Here is a 19,028-nt window from a genome sequence, read left to right as displayed (position 1 = left end):
TTCGGTGGCGGTTCCCGGGCAGAAACCGAAGCCCCATATTCAGGCGGTGCGCGAGGGCACGTTCCGCGCTGACCGCAATTCCGAGGGCGCGTCGTTCGCCCCTCTGGCTCCGGTCGAGCCGGATTGGTCCGAGCTGTTGCCGGGTGGCTCCGCCGAGGACGTGCGGGTTAAGGCCCGGGACGTGTGGGCGAGGACGGTGCCCGCCCTGGTGCATTCCGCTGGTCTGACCGACCCGCAGCGAGAGACAGCCATTGAGTATTGCGTGACGGTCGCCCGACTGTGGCAGGCCGAAAGGGAGTTGAGCCGAACCGGCCTGGTGGTCGAGACGGAGCGCGGGAACGTCAAGTCCCCGTGGGTGACGATTGCCCACCAGTACCGGAGTCACTTCCGGTCGCTGGTCGGTGAGTTGGGGCTCAGCCCTGCGTCAGCCACGCGGATTACCCCGCCGGAAAGCGGGGGCGACGATGACGGGATTTTCGACTGAGGATCTGCCGGTCCCGTATGACGCGCTGCTAGAACTCGGGCTGACCGAGGACGAGATAGGCGAGGCGGTCAAGTCCCGTCCGCTCGTCCTCGCCCACCAGGCCCCGCAGCGCGAGGGCGCCTATTTCGACGTGCCCGCCGCTCGCCGAGCCATTGCGGCTATCGAGTCCATGCGGCACACGAAAGGTCGTTGGGGCGGGACTCCGCTCAAACTCGCGCCGTGGCAAAAGGTGTGGATCATTGCCCCGATCTTCGGATGGCTGTGGTTCGACCCCGAGTTGGGCCGACCGGTTCGTGTCGCCCGTACGGTGTGGATTGAGGTTCCCCGTAAGGCGGGTAAATCAACGCTGTCGTCGGGTATCGGTCTGGTTCTGCTGCTTGCCGACCGCGAGATTGGCGCGGAGGTCTACGCGGCTGCTGGCAGCCTTCCACAGGCCGAGCGTGTCTTTGATGACGCTAAGCGTATGGCGCTCACCAGTAGGGCCATACGGGGCCGCGTAGAGGTTCTACGCGGGCTTATCCGGGTGCCCCGTACGGGCGGTGTGTTCCGAGCCCTCTCCAAAATCGCTGAAACCGCCCACGGGCTGAATGTGTCCGGCGCCATCGTTGATGAAGTCCACGTGCACAAGCGGCGTGACCTTATCGACGCCATCGAGACCGGTACGGGTGCCCGCGACCAACCCTTGGTCGTGTTCATCACGACTGCTGATGAGGGCACCGAGGGCAGCATTTACGACGAGAAGCACGTATATACCCGCCGCTGCGCCGACGATGTGATCTCCGACCCCGGGCATTACGGGGTCATTTGGGCTGCCGAGGAAGGCGACGACCCTTACGACGAGACGACGTGGCGAAAGGCAAATCCGGGGCTCGGTGTCTCGCCCTCGCTCGCTTACATGCGGCGTGAGGCGAACAAGGCCAAGTCCACACCGAGTTACTTCCCTACCTTCTGCCGCTTGTCGCTGAATCGCCGTATGCGCTCGTCCTCGCGGTGGCTGCCGCTTCCCGTATGGGATGCCAACGCGGGCGCTGTGGACGAAAAGCGATTCCGTTACCGGCGCGCGTGGGGCGGGGTGGACCTGTCCGCGGTGTCTGACCTTTCCGCATGGGTGCTCGCTGTCGAGTCTCGCAAACCCGGGGTTGAGTTGGAACTGATCTCGCGGTTCTGGCTGCCCGAGGAACGCGTAGACGAGCTAGAGGCACAGCTACAAGTCCCCTTGCGTCAGTGGGTAGATGAGGGCCTTCTGACGCTGACTGAGGGTGACGCCATCGACTACGGCGCGATTGAAAAACAGATCATTGCGGACTGTCGCCGGCTGGACGTGCAGCGCATCAGCTATGACCGGATGTTTGCCGGTCAGCTTGTCCAGCGCATTGAGCAGAAGACGCGCGGCGTGGACGTGGTGCCGGTCGCGCAAACATATCTAGGCATGAGCCCTGGCAGTAAGGAACTGGAAAGACTGCTGCGCGAGGGCCGAATACACCACGGCGGTAACCCTGTTCTCCGCTGGAATGCAAGCGTGGTTGAGGTGTACCGGGATGGCAACGATAACTTGCGTCCGGTGAAACCGGACCGCGGGAAGTCGAGCGCCCGCATTGACGGTATCGCCGCGACGGTCATGGCGCTGGACGGGTATGTCCGCCGACCGCTCAAGCGTGCCCGTGCGGCGAGCGCATAAGTCCGAGGGGGATGCATGGCGGAGACGCCACTACAGATGACAGAGCGGCTGTACGGCAAGGTGCAGCGCCGCAGACACGCCGCTAAGAAGTGGTCCGATGCGTATGAGGGTGACCGCCCGCTGTTGTTCGCGTCGCCGGAGTTCAGTACGCAGACCGGCGGGCTCTTTGACGAGTTCTCTGACAACTGGTGTGCCGTGGTACCCGACGCGACCGTTGAACGGCTCATGCCGATCGGCTTCCGGCTGGAAGACGGGACGGTTGACCAGGCTGCGGGTAGAGCGTGGCGCCGGTCTGAATGTGATGTAGAGATTGGGCTTGCCCTGTTGGAAGCGCTCATTACGGGGCGCAGTTACGCGCTGGTCTGGAATAACACCGATGCCGGTTGAGATCACCTTTCAGAACGCGTCCAACGCGATAGTTGAGTACGTGCCTGGTCGTCGTCGACTCCGTAAGGCGGGGCTCATGACGTGGCGCGACTACGACACCGAGTTTGCAACCTTGTTCACGCCGACCATGGTCTACCGGTGGCAGCGCCCGACCCGCGAGGGCGGAGCGTGGACCGGACGCACTGCGGGACTTGCCCGGGGCGAGCCGAGTCACATTCCGAACCCGCTCGGTGTGGTGCCGCTGGTGGAACTCCCGAACCGGAGCCGGCTACACGGCAAGCCCCGCAGTGAGATAGCGACGGTCCTTCCGCTACAGGATGCGGTGAACACCCTTTGGGCTCACCTCATGACCGCATCCGATGGGCTCGCGCTGCCCGCTCGGGCGGTGCTCGGGATGGACCGGCCCGTCCGGGAAATCGTGGACCCAGAGTCAGGGGAAGTGGTCGGCGAGGAGGATTTGCCGCTAGACCGCTTCCGGTCCGACCGCCTGTTGTGGCTTGAGAGTCAAGGCGCGTCCATTGCCGAGTTCTCCGCCGCTGATCTCGACAACTACCTACGCGTTATTGAAGTCGCGGTGCAGCACATCGCGGCACAGACCCGCACCCCGCCTAGCTATCTAGCGGGGCAGCTTGTCAACGTGTCCCCGGATGGCGTGGCCGCGAGCGAGGCGGGTCTAGTTGCCAAGGTGAACGAAAGGCAGCGCCATTTCGGTTCGGCGCTGCGCGAGATCATGCGGCTAGAGGCGCTGGCGCAGGGCGAGGCGGGGCGCGCGGAATCGCTCGCGCTCGGCTCGGTCATCTGGCGTGACCCGCAGTTCCGCAGTGATGCCCAATACTCCGATGCGCTGGTGAAGTTGAAGTCAATCGGGGTTCCGGATGAGGCTCTGTGGGAGCGCATTCCGGGTGTGACTCCGGACGAGATCGAGCGGTGGAAGACGATGCGCACGGATGCGGCGGGCGCCATCCTCGGCGGGAACGTGGCCGATCTGTTCGGCCCTAAGCCCGAGCCCGACCAGGGCGAGCCTGATCCGACCGCCGACGATGTTCCGGAAGCGGCCTAGATGGGCCGTGCGGAGGATTTGGCGGCCGATCGGTACACACAAGTCCAGTCGATTTCGCGGGGCGTTGTGGAGGCGGTACAGGGGCTGTGGCGGGACGTGCCCGCCGATCGGATTCTCTCGGCGATGCAGGGTGAGACCGGACGGCAGATCCTCAACGCTGTGATGGCGGGGCAGCTTTCCGCGGCCGAGGGGGCACAGGCTTTCGTCAGTGCGTCCATGCTCGCGCAGGGTGCTGCGGCGGCGCCGCTCGGCACGCTCAACCCGAGGGCGTTGGTGGGGATCGCGTCGGACGCTCGTCCGCTCGCCTCGCTGCTGCAACTGCCCGCCATCACTACGGCGCGGAGTCTCGCGGCGGGTGAGAGTGCCGAAATGGCGGCGCTGCGCGGTCTCAACCAAATGGCGATGATGACGGGCACGCAGATCGCGGACACTGCGCGGGCTGCAACGTCGGTAGCGATGACTGCACACCCTCGCTGTGTGGCGTACGTGCGTGTGGTGCGGCTGCCCGCGTGTGCCCGCTGCATCGTCCTGTCGGGGCGTCAGTACACGCATTCCACGGGGTTCAAGCGGCATCCACGCTGCGACTGTGGCATGCAGCCCATGGCGCAGGACGAATGGCACCAGGCGCAGAGCCCCGCGGACCTGTTCCACTCCATGAGTCCCGAGGAACAGCGGAAGCGGCTCGGGCCGGCTGGCGTCAAGGCACTGGAGAACGGTGCCGATCTCGGTCAGCTCGTCAATGCCCGCCGTGGGATGGCTACGGCTGTCACGGGGCGGGGTCCGATGAGCGTCACGACCGAGGGCACCACCAGACGCGGTATCGCCGGTAAGTCGCTGGACTCGGGATTTCAGAAGGGTCCCGGGCAGCGCTACGAGCGAGCCAAAGAGGCACGGCTCATGCCGGAAACCATTCTCAAACTCGCTGGTGACAACCGCGAGAACCAAATAGCCATGCTGCGAAAGCACGGATACATCACGTAGGGGGAACCAATGGCAGATGACCCGCAGAGCGTCCCGGGTACCAGCCCCGAGAACGACCAGGACGAGCCCGGTACGGCTACCGGCACCGAGCACCAGGGCGAGGCGGGCAAGGGAACCGAGGGCGACCAGGCCGAGGACGTGAAGACCGAGCGGGCAGCCCGCGAGGCTGCCGAGAAGCGCGCGAGCGAGGCCGAGCAGGAAGCGGCACGGCTCCGCCGCTCGAACGCTGCGACCAAGGGCACGGACCTTGACGCGCTCCGGTCGGAGATTCGGCAGGAGTTCACGGCGCAGCTCGTCCGCGCGGAACTGCGAGCGGCTGCCGCTGGTCGGCTCCGTGATCCGGCGGACGCGCTCGCGCTGCTGGACGTGGCGGCGCTCGCCGGCTCCGGGGGCGATATCGACGCTGCCGCGGTAGCTGCCGCTGTGGACCAGCTCGTCAAGGACAAGCCATATCTAGCGGCCGACCAGGGCAGCGCCCCCGCGTGGGGGGATGTGGGCGCCGGTCCGCGCGAGGCTACCGAGCCCGAGCCCGCCACACCGCTTGACCGTCTGCGGCGCGCATACGACGCATAGGCTCCGCCCTTTTCGCAGAAACGATTCGCACCCGTTCCAGGGACGCACTCGCATTGAGTGCCGTCCCTTTTTTCATGCCCAAAATCAGGGGGAATTCACTCAATGGCACTTACTCTTCCCGAGGCTGCCAAGCTCTCGAATACAGACCTTCAGCGGGGCGTTATTGAGACGTTCGTTCAGGAGTCGAGCATTCTCGACCGGCTGCCGCTGCTCACCATCGAGGGCAATTCGTACGCATACAACGAGGAAGCGACGCTGCCGGGCGTGCAGTTCCGGGCAGTGAATGAGGCGTACGCCGAGAGCACCGGCGCTGTTAACCAGAAGTCCGAGAGCCTTGTAATCCTCGGCGGCGACGCGGACGTTGACAAGTTCATCGTTAAGACCCGCGGCAACCTGAATGACCAGCGGGCTATCCAGACGCGCATGAAGATCAAGGCAGCGTCGTACAAGTTCCAGGATTCGTTTTTCAACGGTGACGTTGCCACCGACCCCAAGGGGTTTGACGGTCTGCGTAAGCGTCTGACTGGCGCGCAGGTTATTTCGGCGGGCAAGGATGGCGCCCCGATCGTCGGTGCGGGGGCGAACGACAGCCACGCGTTCTTTGACCTGCTCGACCAGCTTGTTGCGCAGGTACCGGGCCTGACCAGTGCGAACGGTGCGCTGTACGCAAACCGCGCGGTCATTGCGAAGGTGCGTTCTGCGGCACGCCGGATCGGTGGTTTTGAAATGGTCCGTGAGGCGCTTACCGGAAAGATGGTCGCCACCTATAACGGTATTCCGCTGCTTGACCCGGGCCAGACCCCGGCGGGTGTTGACATTCTTCCGCAGACGGAGACGCAGGGCACCGCAACCAATGCGAGCAGCATTTACGCCGTGCGCTTCGGTCAGGCCGAGGACGACCGCGCGGTGACCGGTCTCACCAATGGCGGCATTCAGGTTACGGACCTGGGAGAGCTTGAGTCCAAGCCCTCTTACCGCACCCGGATTGAGTTCTACACAGGACTTGCGGTGTTCGGTGGCCGTGGTGCTGCTCGTCTTAACGGCGTGCTCGCCGCGTAACGGAAGGGGACGGAATGCCGCCGCGTAAGCGGGTAGCAGCGTCCGCCCCGAAGATTCCGCACACGGATTCCTGCGGCGCCCCGGAACGAGTGGAGAGCTTTCCCGTTCTCGATTCCTCCGGGGCCCCGCGGACCGTGGCGCGGTGTCTGGCGTGCGGCGCTCAGACAGTGAATTGATCAGGGGAGGCAACGCGTAATGGCACTCCCCGCATTGGCCACCGTGGACGAACTCGCGGCATGGATACAGCGAGACAAGACCGAGTTGCCCGAGGGCGCCGCCCTGGTGCTCGACACCGCGTCCGCCATCGTGCGGAGCGAGGCACGGCAGCGCTTTACCCGGGGCTCAACGACCGTTGCACTGTCCCCGCGCGGACGGGTGGTCGCACTGCCCCAACGGCCCGTTGTGTCAGTTGAGTTGGTCCGTCGCGGGGGCCGCGTGCTGCGCCCGGATGAGTACCGGGTGTGGCGGGACCAACTGTGGCTCGTCCCGCTCGGGCTCGGGCCCGTGGTCGTCACCTACACCCACGGATATGCCGAGGTTCCGGCGGACGTGCGTGCCATCGTGCTGACGCTCGCCGGCCGGGTGCTGACCAACCCGTCCGATCTTCGGCAAGAGTCGGTCGGCTCGGTGAACGTCACGTATGCGGCCGAGACGATCGGCGCGAGCCTCGCCCCCATCGAGCGGGACCAGCTCGCCCGGTACCGCCCCCGCGCTGCGGTGGTGCAGCTCGACCAGGGGCGGCCCTGGTGACCATCCACTACACACAGACGGTCGTGATCCTCCGGGCTCCGTTCGTGGTGGACAGGTACGGCAACGCGACCACCGAGCGGGATTGGACGAGCGCGACCAGGACCACGGTCCGCCGGGTGTCCGTGCAGCCCACCGAGTCCGCCGAGGACGACGGCGACCGCCCAGCGGTGACGACAGGACTCCGCCTGATCACACGCCGCGGAGTCGATATCGACCTGATCCCGGGTGACCGCGTAGTTGCCGTGGGGCGGGTGCTCGACACCGACGGGGACGTTGCGCGGTACGTCGTCGGGGGCCGACACCACCACACCGAAGCACGACTCAAGGAGGTGTCGGGATGAGATTCCGGCCCAACCGGACCAACATCAATTCGTTCATGAAGACGCCCGAGAGCGGGCGCGAGGTCGAGCGCATCGCGCGCCGGATCGCTGCCAGTGCGGCGGGGTCCGAGGGGCAGTTCCGCACTGACTCGGCGCTAGGTTCCCGGCGTTGGCGAGCCGCAGTGATCGGCAATTACAACTTCGCCAAGTCGGGCGGGCACGCGGGCAGTCGGCGCGATCTGCTGCGCGGTCTGGATGGCGCCCATGGCGAGTAAGCCCGTCATCGTCATGCCGGACGCCGTGGCGGTGGTGACGGGCTATCTCCGGGGCGCTCTGAAGGGTGCAGGTCGGCCCGTCCCTGTCGTCTCGCGCGTCCCAACTCCGCGCCCGCCCACGTTCGTTCGGGTTCAGCGCATCGGGGGCACACGACAGACCCCCGTATCGGACCGTCCTCGGCTCGATGTGCACTGCTGGGCCGAGAGCGAATCGGCCGCTCATGATCTCGTGGCGCTCTCGCGTGCACTGCTCGGTGACATTCCCGGGGTGCGCGACGGGGTGACCGTCTACCGGGTGTCGGAAGTCGGGGGCCCGATGTGGCTACCCGACAACCAGACCAGCGCCGCGCGGTTCGCTTTCGCCGTGGAAATCCACATGCGCGGAAGCGCTCTCTAAACACCACTTTTCTTTTACTACAGGGGGACACCCATGTCTCTTAACGCTAACGCTGTGCGCGTAGCGGTTACGGGCGCTGCTTATGTAGCGGTGCCAAAGTCCAAGCTTCCGACCGATGCGACGAGCCCTTGGGACGCTGCGTTCACCGATATCGGGTGGATTTCGGATGACGGGATCACCGAATCCAACTCGACGGATACCACAGAAATCAAGGGATGGCAGGGCGGACAGACAGTCCGCAAGGTCATTTCGTCCAGTGAAATGACCTTCCAGTTCACGGCCATCGAGACGAGCAAGACGGTTCTTGAGCTGTACCACAAGGGCTCGAAGGTAACGACCACTTCAGGCAAGAGCGTGCTTGCTATTAAGGCCCCGGGACCGGACCGTCGCACGTTCGGTTTCGACGTGATCGACGGTACCTCTCATATCCGCATCGTGATTCCGGACGGCGAGGTCACCGAGACCGGAGACATTACGTACAAGGGCGACGAGGCAGTTGCGTACGAGCTGACCGTAACCGCCTACCCGGGCGCTGACGGAACGGTTGCCATCAAGTACAGCGATGACCCTGCGTGGACGAGTACCCCGCCCGCTTAAGTCATTGCAGAAACGTTCCGCCTACATCGTAAGAGGTACAGCACGTGAGTAATGCATTCGACCTTGACGTATGGGTCAAGGAAGCTCGTAAGGAACCGTTTCGGTTCACCCTGTCCGGGCTGGTATTCACTATGCCCGCAGCCGGCGAGCTGGATAAGTCGGTCCTGTCCACGGTGAACGTGGACAGCCCGAGCGCCCGAGACATTGAGGTCCTGCTTAAATCCGGGCTCGGCGACCAGTGGTCCAAGTTTGATGCTATTCCGGCTCCGCTTGCTGCGCTCGGTGAGCTTTTCCGACAGTGGCAGAAGCACGAGGGCATTCCGCTGGGGGAATCCTCGGCCTCTGCCGACTCCTGAGTGAGTACGGCGAGGCCATAGAAGCAGACTTGCAGCGGTATTACGCAACCGATCTGCGCAACCTATTCCGCCCCGGGTCGGGGCTGACGTGGCGCCGCTTGCGCGCTTTGGTGACAGGTCTTCCCGCCGACTCTGCATTGGCCCGAGCAATATCCGGACCCGATGCGGTCTGGACGCTGGAAACACAGCTACTCGCGGCGGTGCATGACCGCTTGAGCGAGGCCAATTGGCAGCGCGGGAACGCGGGCTCGAAAACGCCGACCAGGCGCCCGAAACCCATTCCCCGCCCTGGTGTCCGCTCGGGCCGGATCGGTGGCACGAATCGCGAGGTGCGCGAGGTAGCGGCCTATCTCGCCAAGTTTCAGCCGGAAAACGGGGGGTGATCCGGCATGGCTGTCGAAGTGGGAATGGGCTATGTGTCCATCGTCCCCGAGGTACAAGGTTTTGCCGGGCAACTCCAACGGCAAGTAACCGGGCCCGCAGAATCAGCGGGACAGGAGGGCGGACAGGCAGCCGGCGAGGGCTTCACCGGGAAAATGGGTGGAGTCCTCAAAGGCGGACTTGCCGCTATCGGTCTCGCTGCTGCGGCAGTACTGACCAAAGGTTTCATGGACGCTCTCGACCAGGGCGCCATTAACGGCAAGATCCAAGCCCAATTGGGCAGCACCCCCGAGGAAGCCAAGCGCTACGGCAAGGCGGCCGGACAGCTCTACGCGGGCGGTGTCACGGACTCCGTGGAGGAAGCGGCCGGGGCGATATCAGGTGTCATGCGCTCCGGAATCCTTCCGCCGGATGCGACAAACGCACAGATCGAATCCATAACCGGGAGGGTAACTGACCTAAGCAAGACCTTTGAGTTGGACCTAGGCCAGACCAGTAACGCAGTCGGGCAGATGTTGAAAACGGGTCTGGCGAAGGACGGTGCCGAGGCGCTTGACATTCTGACGACTGGAATGCAGAAGCTCGGCCCCCGCGCCGATGACCTCATGGACACCTTCAATGAGTATTCGACCGTATTTCGCGCAATTGGCCTAGACGCAAAGACATCCATGGGCCTGATCTCCCAGGGAATGCAGGCGGGTGCCCGGGATACGGACCAGGTAGCCGACGCCATCAAAGAGTTCACGATTGAGGCGGTTGCCGGTTCCGACAAGTCCGCCAAAGCCTTTCAAATGGTTGGGCTGAACTCAGACAAGATGTTCGCAATGATCGGGAAGGGGGGCCCGTCCGCGCAACGGGCCCTTTCGATGACCCTGGATGCGCTGCGGAGCATCAAGGACCCTGTAGAGAGATCTGCCGCGGCAACCGAGTTGTTCGGCACGAAATCAGAGGATATGCAGGCCGCGCTCCTCGCATTGGACCCGTCAAGTGCCATAAAGGCACTCGGCGATACTGCCGGAGCCGCCGAGAAAATGGGCGACGCACTGCACGACAATGCGGGCGCCCGGATCGAGCAGTTCAAACGGGGACTTGAAGTCGGTCTGACCAACTTCATAGGGGACAAGGTAATCCCCGCGCTGTCCGCTGGCGCCAACTTTCTTAAGACGGTTTTCGGTCCTGCCTTTGAAGCGACCCAACGAGCGGTCGGCCCGGTTCTCTCCGAGATATCCGGCGGAATCCGCGCATTCGGTGCCGCATTCAGGGCGGGTGGTGATGACATCACGTCCAGCGGTTTTGCTGGCGTGCTGGAAGGAATCGGGCTCAAGGCCCGCGGGCTGTTCGATATTTTTCAGACGTCAATCATGCCCGCCCTGTCGGGGCTCTGGGGTGTCGTTAGCGGTCAGCTTTTGCCCGCTTTCTGGCAGATGGAGTCTGCTATCGGTGGTGCTGTCCTTCCTATATTCCGGCAGATCGGTTCGATTCTCGTTGACGTTGTATGGCCCGCAGTGATGAAGGTGTATGGGGCCATCCTTGAGAATCTGCAACCGATCTTTTCCGCTCTGGCCGAGTTCATGACGTCACGGGTAGTTCCGGCGGCGCAGATGATCGGTGAAAAGCTACAGGGTGTGGTCGAGAAAGCGCGTCCGCTTATCGAGGTTGTGACGTCGGTGGTGTCGTGGCTCGGCCGACTTGTGGCCGACATTCTCGGCGCTGTGATACCGGTGATCATCCGACTCGCGGGGCCGATCTTTTCGGGGCTGTTCTCAGCCCTCGGAACCGTGATCGGCTGGATAGGCAACGTGATCGGCTGGCTGTCATCCATGGCGACCGGAATCCGCGATGCGGGACGGTGGGTCGCTGATTTCTCGTCCAATGCCATCCGGAAGTTTGGCGAGTTCGTCGATTGGGTGCGCGGCCTTCCGAAGCGGATCAAGGATTCGCTAGGCGATTTCGGGCAACTCTTGGTCGACAAGGGCGCCGATCTGGTGCGTGGTATCTGGGAGGGTGTCAAGGGCATGGGCCGTTGGCTGGCCGACACACTGACCGGCTGGGCGAAGCGCATCATTCCCGGACCCATTGCCAAGGCACTCGGAATCGCGTCGCCCTCGCGGCTCATGCGAGACGAGATCGGCCGGTGGATTCCGCAAGGAATCGTTGCCGGTATCGACTCCGAGCAGAGCACGTTGGACGCCCGTTTGCAGTCCATGGTCACGGTCCCCGATATCGGGGCCGTACGGGCCGCCGGAGCCGTGGGGATTCCCCGCGGAGCGTCGGCAGTGGATACGGGGCTTGCGGACGTGCTGCGGGCCCTGGAGGGCGAGCGGGACCGGGACATCGTGGTCCGGATCGGTGAGCAGGAAGTAGCCCGTGCGGTGGCGTACGGGCAGCGGCAACTAGCAAGGAGGTGACGGGAATTGTGGATCGGTCGGCCGGGCGCGCTGCGGCAGATCACTGACGGGGCCCGGAGTTTTGACCGGTCGCCGGAGCTGCGCGTGTCTGAGTTCGTTTCGCTGGACGGGGGTGTCACGACGTGGGCGCCTCCGGTCCGGCCTCGCCGGCTCAAGTTGAGTTGGTCCGCGATGCATCGGGACGACGTGGCCCACTTGGACCGGCTCGCGCGGCGTGTGGATGGTCCCGGGCCCGTGACAGTGCTGGACCCGCTCGCGCGGAACCTGCTCGCCGCCGACCAGGCGGCCGGACTCGGCCCGGCGGGCGGCAAATGGTCGGTGACCGGATCGGAAATCATCCTGTACGGCGGCGGGCTCAGCCCGTACGTCCCGAACACGGTGTCTGTGGAGACCGTGCCCGCCGTGGGCTACACGAACTTGCAGTGGCGGCACCCGACCTTTCACGGCATCCCCGTGGTGGCGGGACAGACGTACACGTGGTGGGCGCCGGGGCTGGTCGCATCGGGTGCAGTCATGATGAGCGCCCGCGTTGCCTGGTACGACGCGTCACGGACGTACCTGAGCACGAGTGCCGCCCCTGCGGCGGGTGTCCCGCTGGTGGCTGCTGCACCCGTGAACGCCGCATACGTACAGCCCTACGTGGCGTTCACCGCGAAGGGCGTGTGGGAGTTGGGTCCGTCGGTGTTCGCGGCCGGGGACATCGCGGCGGCGCTGCTGGCCGGCGAGCTACCGCCGGGCGAGGGCACCCCGCCTTTCAGTATCACTCGGTACTCGCATGTTGCGACGGACGGGGACGGCGCGTACCGGGATATCGGGCTTGAACTGGTGGAGGTGGTGACCGCATGAGGGGTGCACCTCCGGCCCTGGTCGCCGCTCTCGCCATCGGAGAGCGCTCCGCAACACACTCAACTCGACTCGGGGGCAGGAAGGTTGGTCCGCAGATCGCTTCATGGGCGGTAGACCGGTCGTACGCGACTGATCTCCCCGAAGCGATGCGGGCGTTCTCTGGCTCTTCCAGCGCACAGTTCACCGCGGACCTGGTGGGCACGGGCGGTCAGCCGGCCCCCGCGCTGTACGGTCCGTGGGCACCACGAGCAACCGGCGACATTGCCCGCCCGGGACAGTCGGTCACACATCAGTGGGGAGTCGGCGGGAACAGCCTCGCCACGTTCCGGGGGTCGGTGCGGGCCCGGAGCGCCGAGAGCGGTACCGATGTGGTGCGGCTGTCTGCGCTGGACGGTGCCGAGCGGCTGCGGATGCCCGCCAGGGTGCCCCGCCCCGAGGGCAGCTTGAAAGCCACCTACTGGCAGTCGCGTTGGGCCGCGAGCCCGGTATGGGTGGTGGACCACTTGCTACGGGGTGCCGGTATCCACACGGCGCCGCCCCCACGGCCGACCAGCATTCTGTACGCCTCCCTGCATGGCGGGGTGGCCGCGAATGTGGGCTATCTCGAATCCACCGAGGGTGGCTGGGGCGAGTGGTACAAGACCGGCGCCCCGTTCGAGTGTGCGGCGGAAGGCGGATATGGGCCGCCCTACTACGCAACCTATGTCCCCGCGGTGCTTCCGTCCGCCAATAATGGGCCCGGCTTGTGGTTCGAGTACTGGGTGACCAACCAGCGGCCCACGGTGGGTGATTCCGAAGTGGAACTGCACACCACATGGCAGACGGAAGCGGGACCGAACCACTATGTTACCTTGAGCGTCAATTTCACTAAGGGCACGCTCACCGCGCGCAGCGGCGCCAACGCCGATCCGACGAAGAACAATACTGTTGGGTGGACATGGACGCCGCTTAAGACCGAGGGCAAGCGGATGCACATCGGGTGGTGGGTGCGCTTTTGGACGCGGGATCAGATGACCGTCACGCCCGTTGTCACGGTTGATGACGGAGTTCCGGCGTTCCTTAATGAGGGGAGTTTGCCCACTCCTTCCATGCGGCTGGCATGCACGCTGGAGAAGGTCCGCTTTGGGCTCACCAACCTGTTGGCGGAAGCCTTTCAGGTGTCGACGCAACTTTTCCGCCCGGGAACGGCCGCGGAGGTGACGCAGAGGGGAACGTGGAAACGTGGTGCCCGGCTCGATGCCCCGCAGTTCCCGCTCAGGATGCTTCCTGCTGTACGCGGTAGCGCGTGGGATGTGATTACTGAGATAGCCCGCGCCACCATGGCAACCGCGGAGTTCACAGCCGACGGCTACTTTCTATGGCGAGATCACAGACGCTGGAGTGCACCGCCAAGCGTTGCAGACCTTGAGGTGACGTCGGCCCGCGAGCTAGCCGGCCTCACCATCACGGAGGAAATCGACGCGTGCCGGAACTACTGCACCGTAAGAGTCTCGGACTGGTCCAACGTGGTCGGTGCCGGGGAAGAACTTCTCAAAGACGCCGTGTCTACCCCGATAGAAATAGCGCCGCAGGGCACGCTAGTGCGCACTCTCCCGATCGAGGAAAAGAAGAACGACCCCCGTACACCGCGGGGGCTCATGCCGACAGGCGAGCTGCCCCCGAGCCATGCGGTCATCCGTAGCGGCAGCGCCGCAGACTCGCAGCTCACACCGTCCAGCGTCGAAATCTCCATGCGTCGTGATCCAGGGGCCATCACGCTCGGGTTCCGCAACCTTTCGGCGAGCCCGGTCTACTACCACGGAGCACAGCTAAGCACGATTGCCCCGTCCGAGGACCCGGGCTCGTATGTGTGGTCAGCATGGAACGACGAAAGTCGGCGCCTGTACGGGACGCAGGTATATGAGCACGATGTTAAGGGCTGGGTGCAGGATCTCGGCTCGGCCATGGAGTTGGCCGTAGCACTGCGGAATGCTGCCGCATTCCCCATCCCTCTGATGCAGTCCGTTGAAATCCTGCCCGACCCGCGGATTGAACTCGGGGACGTAGTACGGGTGAAAGACACGACCGGGGCCCAACTTGACACCCTTGCATGGGTCATTGGGATAAAGACCTCGGGGAGCAGCGGACGGGTGACGCAGACGCTCACACTTCGCGGTACCGCGTTTAACGGTGTGCCGCAGGATTCCGGACTGACACCTGATCTACCTGCTGATCCGGCTGTACCCCCGCCGTGACGAGCCCAGTAAGGGGGAGACGTGCAAGACGACCAGGACCCGCTAGCGGTCCGCATCGGAGCCCGCGAGATCTATCACGAAGTGATCGGGCTCCGGGAAGACGTGCGGTCGCTCGGGCAGCAGGGGGAAAGCGTGGACGAGACGCTAGAGGATCACGAGACCCGCATACGGGGTCTGGAGAGCGAACGAGGCAAGTTCGTGTTGCCCGTCGCCCTGATTACCGCTGTGGCGACCGTAGTTGCCGCGGGTCTCACCGTGGCGAAGGTGGCTGGCTAGAGCCACCACACCGAATACCAGCCCCGTTCCGGGTCTACCGGGCGGGGCTTTTTCATGCCCAAACGAGGGGGAAACACATATGGCCTGGTATCCCAACGCACGCAAGTGGGAGCTACAGCCGGAGAGCGACGCGCAGCCCGCCATCCGCCCAACACAGTTGATTTTGCACAGTGTTGCGGCTCCGTGGACCGGGCAGCGCACTTACGAATACTGGCGTGACTCGACCAATCTTGAGAGCCATTTCTTTGTCGAGTTCGGCGGAGATATGTTCCAGTACATCGGCACCGAGACCAGGGCCGACGCGAACATGTACGCCAACCGTCGCAGCGACGGGTCCGGGGCCGTTTCGGTCGAGTCCGCGAGCAACATGGACCACACCGACGCGTGGACTGATGCACAGGTTGCCGCGCTGATCCGGCTCGGTGTGTGGATGCACCAGACGCACGGCGTACCGCTGCGCATCTGCCGCAGCCACGACGACCCGGGCTTTGGTACGCACCGCATGTTCTCGCAGTGGTCGGACGGCGGAACTGCGTGCCCCGGAGACGCGCGACAGGCGCAGTTCCGCAACGTGATCTTTCCCGGCATCGTGCGGGCCGCCGGGGGCGAGCCTGTCCCGGAGCCGTCCGGGGGCGGGGCCGTGACCATCGACGGCGAGAGCTACGGTCCGGGCTCGTCCGGCGAGCACATCACCCGCATGGGCCGCGCGCTCGTCCGGGCGGGCTGCTCGCACTACTCCGAGGGTCCGGGGCCGAACTGGACGAGCGCCGACACCGAGTCCATGCGCGCCTACCAGCTCAAGATCGGCGACACCGCGAACGCCGACGGAATCCCCGGACCGCTCCAACTCCGCAAGCTGCTGAGTGAGTTCGGCGGCAGCGCGGGCGGGTTCGCCCCGTTCCCGGGTAGCGACTGGTTCCGGGACGAGCCGCGTAGCGCGCTGATCACTGCCATGGGTCGCCGGCTGGTCACCGAGGGCTGCGGGCGCTACTCGGACGGTCCGGGCCCGCAGTGGACCGACTCGGACCGGAACTCGTACGCAGCATGGCAGCGAAAGCAGGGCTTTTCGGGGGGCGACGCGGACGGGTGGCCCGGAGCCAAGACGTGGGACGCGCTGCGCGTTCCGGCTGCCTGACCACATCCCGTCACGGCTGCCCGAATTGCCGGGACCAGCTCGGGGCCGACAAGCCCACACCCATCACACAGCGTGCCGAGCGGTGGTCCGTGCTGCCCCGGTTCCGACCGGCTGTCAGCTGACCCGCTCGGCCCGCTTCTACACACGCACAGCAACAACAAGGGGGACACCTTGATCACGTTCATTCGGCAGCACCCTGCCCGTATCTACGCCGTGGCGGTCGCCGCTCTTGCCCTGGTGGCGCACTACGTGCCCGAGCTGCCGAGCGCGCTCGTCCTCGGCCTGGTCGCCGCGGTGCTCGGTACCGGTGAGGCTGTCCAGCGCACCGAGGACCGTAAGACCGCCGTAGCCGGCGAGGACGACGACCAGGCCGACGAGCACCAGGCCGACGACGAGCCCACGGCGTGAGCTTTCGGCACGTCGCTCTCATGGGTCGAGCGGGCTCCGGCAAAGACACCGTGGCCGCTCGGCTCGTCCGGCGGCACCAGTTTGTTCGCGTCGCGTTCGCCGACCCGCTCAAGGAATCCGCGATGCGGCTAGACCCGATCATCGGGGCCGAGGGCACGTCCTACGGTGCGCTTCCGATCCGTCTGTCTGACGTGGTGAAACGGTACGGATGGGACCGCGCGAAGAACAGCTATCCGGAGGTACGGCGGACGCTGCAACGACTCGGTGAGGCAGTCCGCGGGGAGGACCCCGGTTTCTGGCTGCGCATGGCGCTGGACAAAGTGGCGACCGCCGACCAATGGTCTCTGCCCGTGGTCGTCTCCGATGTGCGCTACGCCAACGAGGCGGATGCACTGCGCGCGGCGGGTGCGCTCATGGTCCGGATCGAGCGGCCCGGGGCGACCGCCGGGGGCGAGGCCGCACGGCACGTCTCCGAACTCGACCTAGACACGTACCCAGCGGACGTGACGGTCACCAACACGGGCTCGCTCGACGAGCTGTACGCCATGGCGGACCGCCTCGCTGTTCCCCGCTGCTGACCAGCGCGTGACGGGGTGGCGAGAGTGACCCCAACTTCCCTTTTTCTCTTGTTTTTCTTGGTGTTCCAAAAAAGCTAGAGAACTCGTCACTCTGTCACCCCTCGCTCTGCTGGACCCACCCAACCAACTACCCCGAGGGGATACCCATGCCCGGAACCATCCGGACTATCAAGCGCGGTGGTAGCCGCTTCTATATCGACCCGCAGAGCGCCGAGAAGGTGCCCGGAGTAACCAGCGTCGTCGGGATGCTTCCTAAGCCGTTCCTGACCTTCTGGGCCGCCCGTATGACCGCAGAAACGGCGGTCGATAACCTGGACGCTGTGCGGTCTATCGCCGAGCGCGACCCCGCGGGCGCCGTAGATTTCCTGCGCAACGCGCACACGCGGTACACCAGTCTGCGCGCCAAGGTTGGCAGTGATGCGCACGACCTTTTTGAACGCATGATCCGGCTGGAAGAGATCGGCCGTGTGCACCCGGACCTAGAGCCGTACCGGCTCGGGTTCGCGGAATTTCTCCTCGCTGTGCGCCCGCAGCTCATCCGGGCCGAGGACGTGTGTTGGTCGGACGAGCACCAGTACGCGGGCAGCTTTGACGCCCTGGTGCGCGTCCGGCTCGGCGAGGACGGAAAGCCCGACCACGAAAATGGCGAGTGGCACACGCTCTTGGTGGACTGGAAGACGAGCAAGTCGGCGTATCCAGACGTTGCGCTACAGCTCTCGGCCTATGCGCACGCTGACCGGATCATTGCGCCCGATGGCACGTCCGAGCCCATGCCGAAGGTGGACGGCGCGGCGGTTCTCCACATCACTCCGGAAGGCTGGGTTTTCAAGCCCGTTCGGATTGACGAAGAGATCTTCAATGTCTTTCTGACGCTGCGCCATGTCTTCCAGTGGGACCGTGAGATCAGTAAGACCGTGTTCGGTAGCCCGATTGCGCAGAGTGTCCGCCGGCTCATCACGGGAACGCAGCGCCGAGCCGCATAGCAGCACCGCACCACAAGACCAGGCGAGCCGTAATCCACGGTCCGCCTTTTTTCATGCCCAAAACCAGGGGGAACACACCACATGGCTATTCGCATCTTCGAGACCGACCCGTCCGCCAAGCCCACGTCAACGTTTTCCGATGACACCGTGGGCCGCTTCCATGGCGGCCGTCAGGAGAACGGCGTACCGGTCGCGCTTTCCGAGTGGCGTGTGACGACCGGCGACCCTGACGTTGCCGCGGCTATCGCGCAGCTCATCGGCGGAACTCCGGTCGAGACGGATTCCACGTCGGAAAACTACATCGAGATCATGACCGGCACCGATAAGGTCAAGGCCGTTCTTTCCGGCCCGGACGCTATTACGTCGGACCTCAAGCTGTGGAACGGCAACGTTCTCATTCACCACTGCGACGGTATCGAGTTCCTTTCCCCGGAACTGGACAAGGGCAAGCCGTGCGGCTGCCCGCCGCTCATGGAGGACCGCAAGGCAGCCCATAAGGCCAAGCGGGGTCCGGGTCCGTCCATTTCCGTAACGTTCCGGCTCGCCGAGGATTACGACCTTGGCGTTTTCCGTCTCCAGACCGGTTCGTGGAAGCTCGCCGAAGTCCTGCACGAGGTAGAGAACGCCCTGAACAAGGTGAGCGGGGAAGCTCTCACCGAGCTGTCGCTAGAGCTGGTCGAGTACACCACGAAGAAGGGCCGTGACGTGTCTTACCGCAAGCCGTCTATCCGCGTTCTCAAGTCGTGGCATGACGCGATTGCAGAGCCGAAGTTCTAGCCAGCCGAGGGGCCCCCGGGACTGATCTCGGGGCCCCTCTTTCACAGGGGAAAGCGCATCCCAATTCTTGAGCTGTGCGCCGGAT

21 protein-coding genes are annotated in these 19,028 nt (G+C 64.7%); all 21 read left to right on the top strand.

Annotation, left to right across the window (positions count from 1 at the left end; genetic code table 11):
* Positions 1–4: 4 nt before the first annotated feature.
* Positions 5–484 carry a P27 family phage terminase small subunit gene (locus ACGFRG_RS25595; protein ID WP_393267584.1) on the top strand — a complete coding sequence of 160 codons (480 nt, stop codon included), beginning with the start codon at positions 5–7 and terminating at the stop codon, positions 482–484.
* A complete protein-coding gene (locus ACGFRG_RS25590; protein ID WP_393267581.1) occupies positions 465–2,162 on the top strand; it encodes a terminase large subunit in 1,698 nt (565 codons plus the stop codon). The genes ACGFRG_RS25595 and ACGFRG_RS25590 overlap by 20 nt, the downstream gene beginning before the upstream one ends.
* A 15-nt stretch (positions 2,163–2,177) precedes the next feature.
* A complete protein-coding gene (locus ACGFRG_RS25585; RefSeq protein ID WP_393267579.1) occupies positions 2,178–2,549 on the top strand; it encodes a hypothetical protein in 372 nt (123 codons plus the stop codon).
* On the top strand, positions 2,539–3,609 hold the full coding sequence (locus ACGFRG_RS25580) for a phage portal protein (RefSeq protein ID WP_393267576.1): 1,071 nt from the start codon (positions 2,539–2,541) through the stop codon (positions 3,607–3,609). The genes ACGFRG_RS25585 and ACGFRG_RS25580 overlap by 11 nt, the downstream gene beginning before the upstream one ends.
* Entirely contained in the window at positions 3,610–4,590 is a 981-nt protein-coding gene (locus ACGFRG_RS25575) for a hypothetical protein (RefSeq protein ID WP_393267574.1), read from the top strand. It abuts the gene before it with no gap.
* A 9-nt stretch (positions 4,591–4,599) separates the two neighbouring features.
* Positions 4,600–5,163 carry a hypothetical protein gene (locus tag ACGFRG_RS25570; protein ID WP_393267571.1) on the top strand — a complete coding sequence of 188 codons (564 nt, stop codon included), beginning with the start codon at positions 4,600–4,602 and terminating at the stop codon, positions 5,161–5,163.
* A 102-nt stretch (positions 5,164–5,265) separates the two neighbouring features.
* Positions 5,266–6,222, top strand: coding sequence for a major capsid protein (locus ACGFRG_RS25565; RefSeq protein ID WP_393267569.1), 957 nt, complete (start codon positions 5,266–5,268; stop codon positions 6,220–6,222).
* A 195-nt stretch (positions 6,223–6,417) separates the two neighbouring features.
* Positions 6,418–6,972 carry a hypothetical protein gene (locus ACGFRG_RS25560; RefSeq protein ID WP_393267566.1) on the top strand — a complete coding sequence of 185 codons (555 nt, stop codon included), beginning with the start codon at positions 6,418–6,420 and terminating at the stop codon, positions 6,970–6,972.
* Positions 6,969–7,313 (top strand): hypothetical protein, encoded by a 345-nt coding sequence (locus ACGFRG_RS25555; protein ID WP_393267564.1) that lies wholly within the window; start codon positions 6,969–6,971, stop codon positions 7,311–7,313. The genes ACGFRG_RS25560 and ACGFRG_RS25555 overlap by 4 nt, the downstream gene beginning before the upstream one ends.
* Entirely contained in the window at positions 7,310–7,567 is a 258-nt protein-coding gene (locus ACGFRG_RS25550; protein ID WP_393267561.1) for a hypothetical protein, read from the top strand. Before ACGFRG_RS25555 ends, ACGFRG_RS25550 begins: the two co-directional genes overlap by 4 nt.
* A 430-nt stretch (positions 7,568–7,997) precedes the next feature.
* Positions 7,998–8,561: a hypothetical protein gene (locus ACGFRG_RS25545; RefSeq protein WP_393267559.1), complete on the top strand. Its 564-nt coding sequence runs from the start codon at positions 7,998–8,000 to the stop codon at positions 8,559–8,561.
* Positions 8,562–8,605: 44 nt separating this feature from the next.
* On the top strand, positions 8,606–8,917 hold the full coding sequence (locus tag ACGFRG_RS25540; RefSeq protein WP_393267556.1) for a hypothetical protein: 312 nt from the start codon (positions 8,606–8,608) through the stop codon (positions 8,915–8,917).
* A gap of 389 nt (positions 8,918–9,306) precedes the next feature.
* On the top strand, positions 9,307–11,706 hold the full coding sequence (locus tag ACGFRG_RS25535) for a phage tail tape measure protein (RefSeq protein WP_393267554.1): 2,400 nt from the start codon (positions 9,307–9,309) through the stop codon (positions 11,704–11,706).
* 171 nt (positions 11,707–11,877) lie between these two features.
* Positions 11,878–12,552 carry a hypothetical protein gene (locus ACGFRG_RS25530; protein ID WP_393267551.1) on the top strand — a complete coding sequence of 225 codons (675 nt, stop codon included), beginning with the start codon at positions 11,878–11,880 and terminating at the stop codon, positions 12,550–12,552.
* Between the two features lie 581 nt (positions 12,553–13,133).
* Positions 13,134–14,786, top strand: coding sequence for a hypothetical protein (locus tag ACGFRG_RS25525; protein WP_393267548.1), 1,653 nt, complete (start codon positions 13,134–13,136; stop codon positions 14,784–14,786).
* 21 nt (positions 14,787–14,807) lie between these two features.
* Positions 14,808–15,062 (top strand): hypothetical protein, encoded by a 255-nt coding sequence (locus tag ACGFRG_RS25520; RefSeq protein WP_393267545.1) that lies wholly within the window; start codon positions 14,808–14,810, stop codon positions 15,060–15,062.
* A gap of 79 nt (positions 15,063–15,141) precedes the next feature.
* Entirely contained in the window at positions 15,142–16,197 is a 1,056-nt protein-coding gene (locus tag ACGFRG_RS25515; RefSeq protein ID WP_393267542.1) for a peptidoglycan-binding protein, read from the top strand.
* A gap of 171 nt (positions 16,198–16,368) precedes the next feature.
* Complete coding sequence (locus tag ACGFRG_RS25510; protein ID WP_393267539.1) at positions 16,369–16,605, top strand: hypothetical protein; 237 nt, start codon at positions 16,369–16,371, stop codon at positions 16,603–16,605.
* The gene (locus tag ACGFRG_RS25505; RefSeq protein WP_393267536.1) at positions 16,602–17,183 is read left to right on the top strand and encodes a hypothetical protein; all 582 of its coding nucleotides are present in this window, start codon (positions 16,602–16,604) and stop codon (positions 17,181–17,183) included. Before ACGFRG_RS25510 ends, ACGFRG_RS25505 begins: the two co-directional genes overlap by 4 nt.
* A gap of 146 nt (positions 17,184–17,329) precedes the next feature.
* A complete protein-coding gene (locus ACGFRG_RS25500) occupies positions 17,330–18,166 on the top strand; it encodes a hypothetical protein (RefSeq protein ID WP_393267534.1) in 837 nt (278 codons plus the stop codon).
* A gap of 81 nt (positions 18,167–18,247) precedes the next feature.
* On the top strand, positions 18,248–18,943 hold the full coding sequence (locus ACGFRG_RS25495; protein WP_393267531.1) for a hypothetical protein: 696 nt from the start codon (positions 18,248–18,250) through the stop codon (positions 18,941–18,943).
* Positions 18,944–19,028 lie beyond the last annotated feature (85 nt).

Source organism: Streptomyces sp. NPDC048696, assembly GCF_043198895.1.
Taxonomy (GTDB): Bacteria; Actinomycetota; Actinomycetes; order Streptomycetales; family Streptomycetaceae; genus Streptomyces.
The sequence above is the reverse complement of the archived record's forward strand: the minus strand, read 5'-3'. Positions and strand labels throughout refer to the sequence as shown.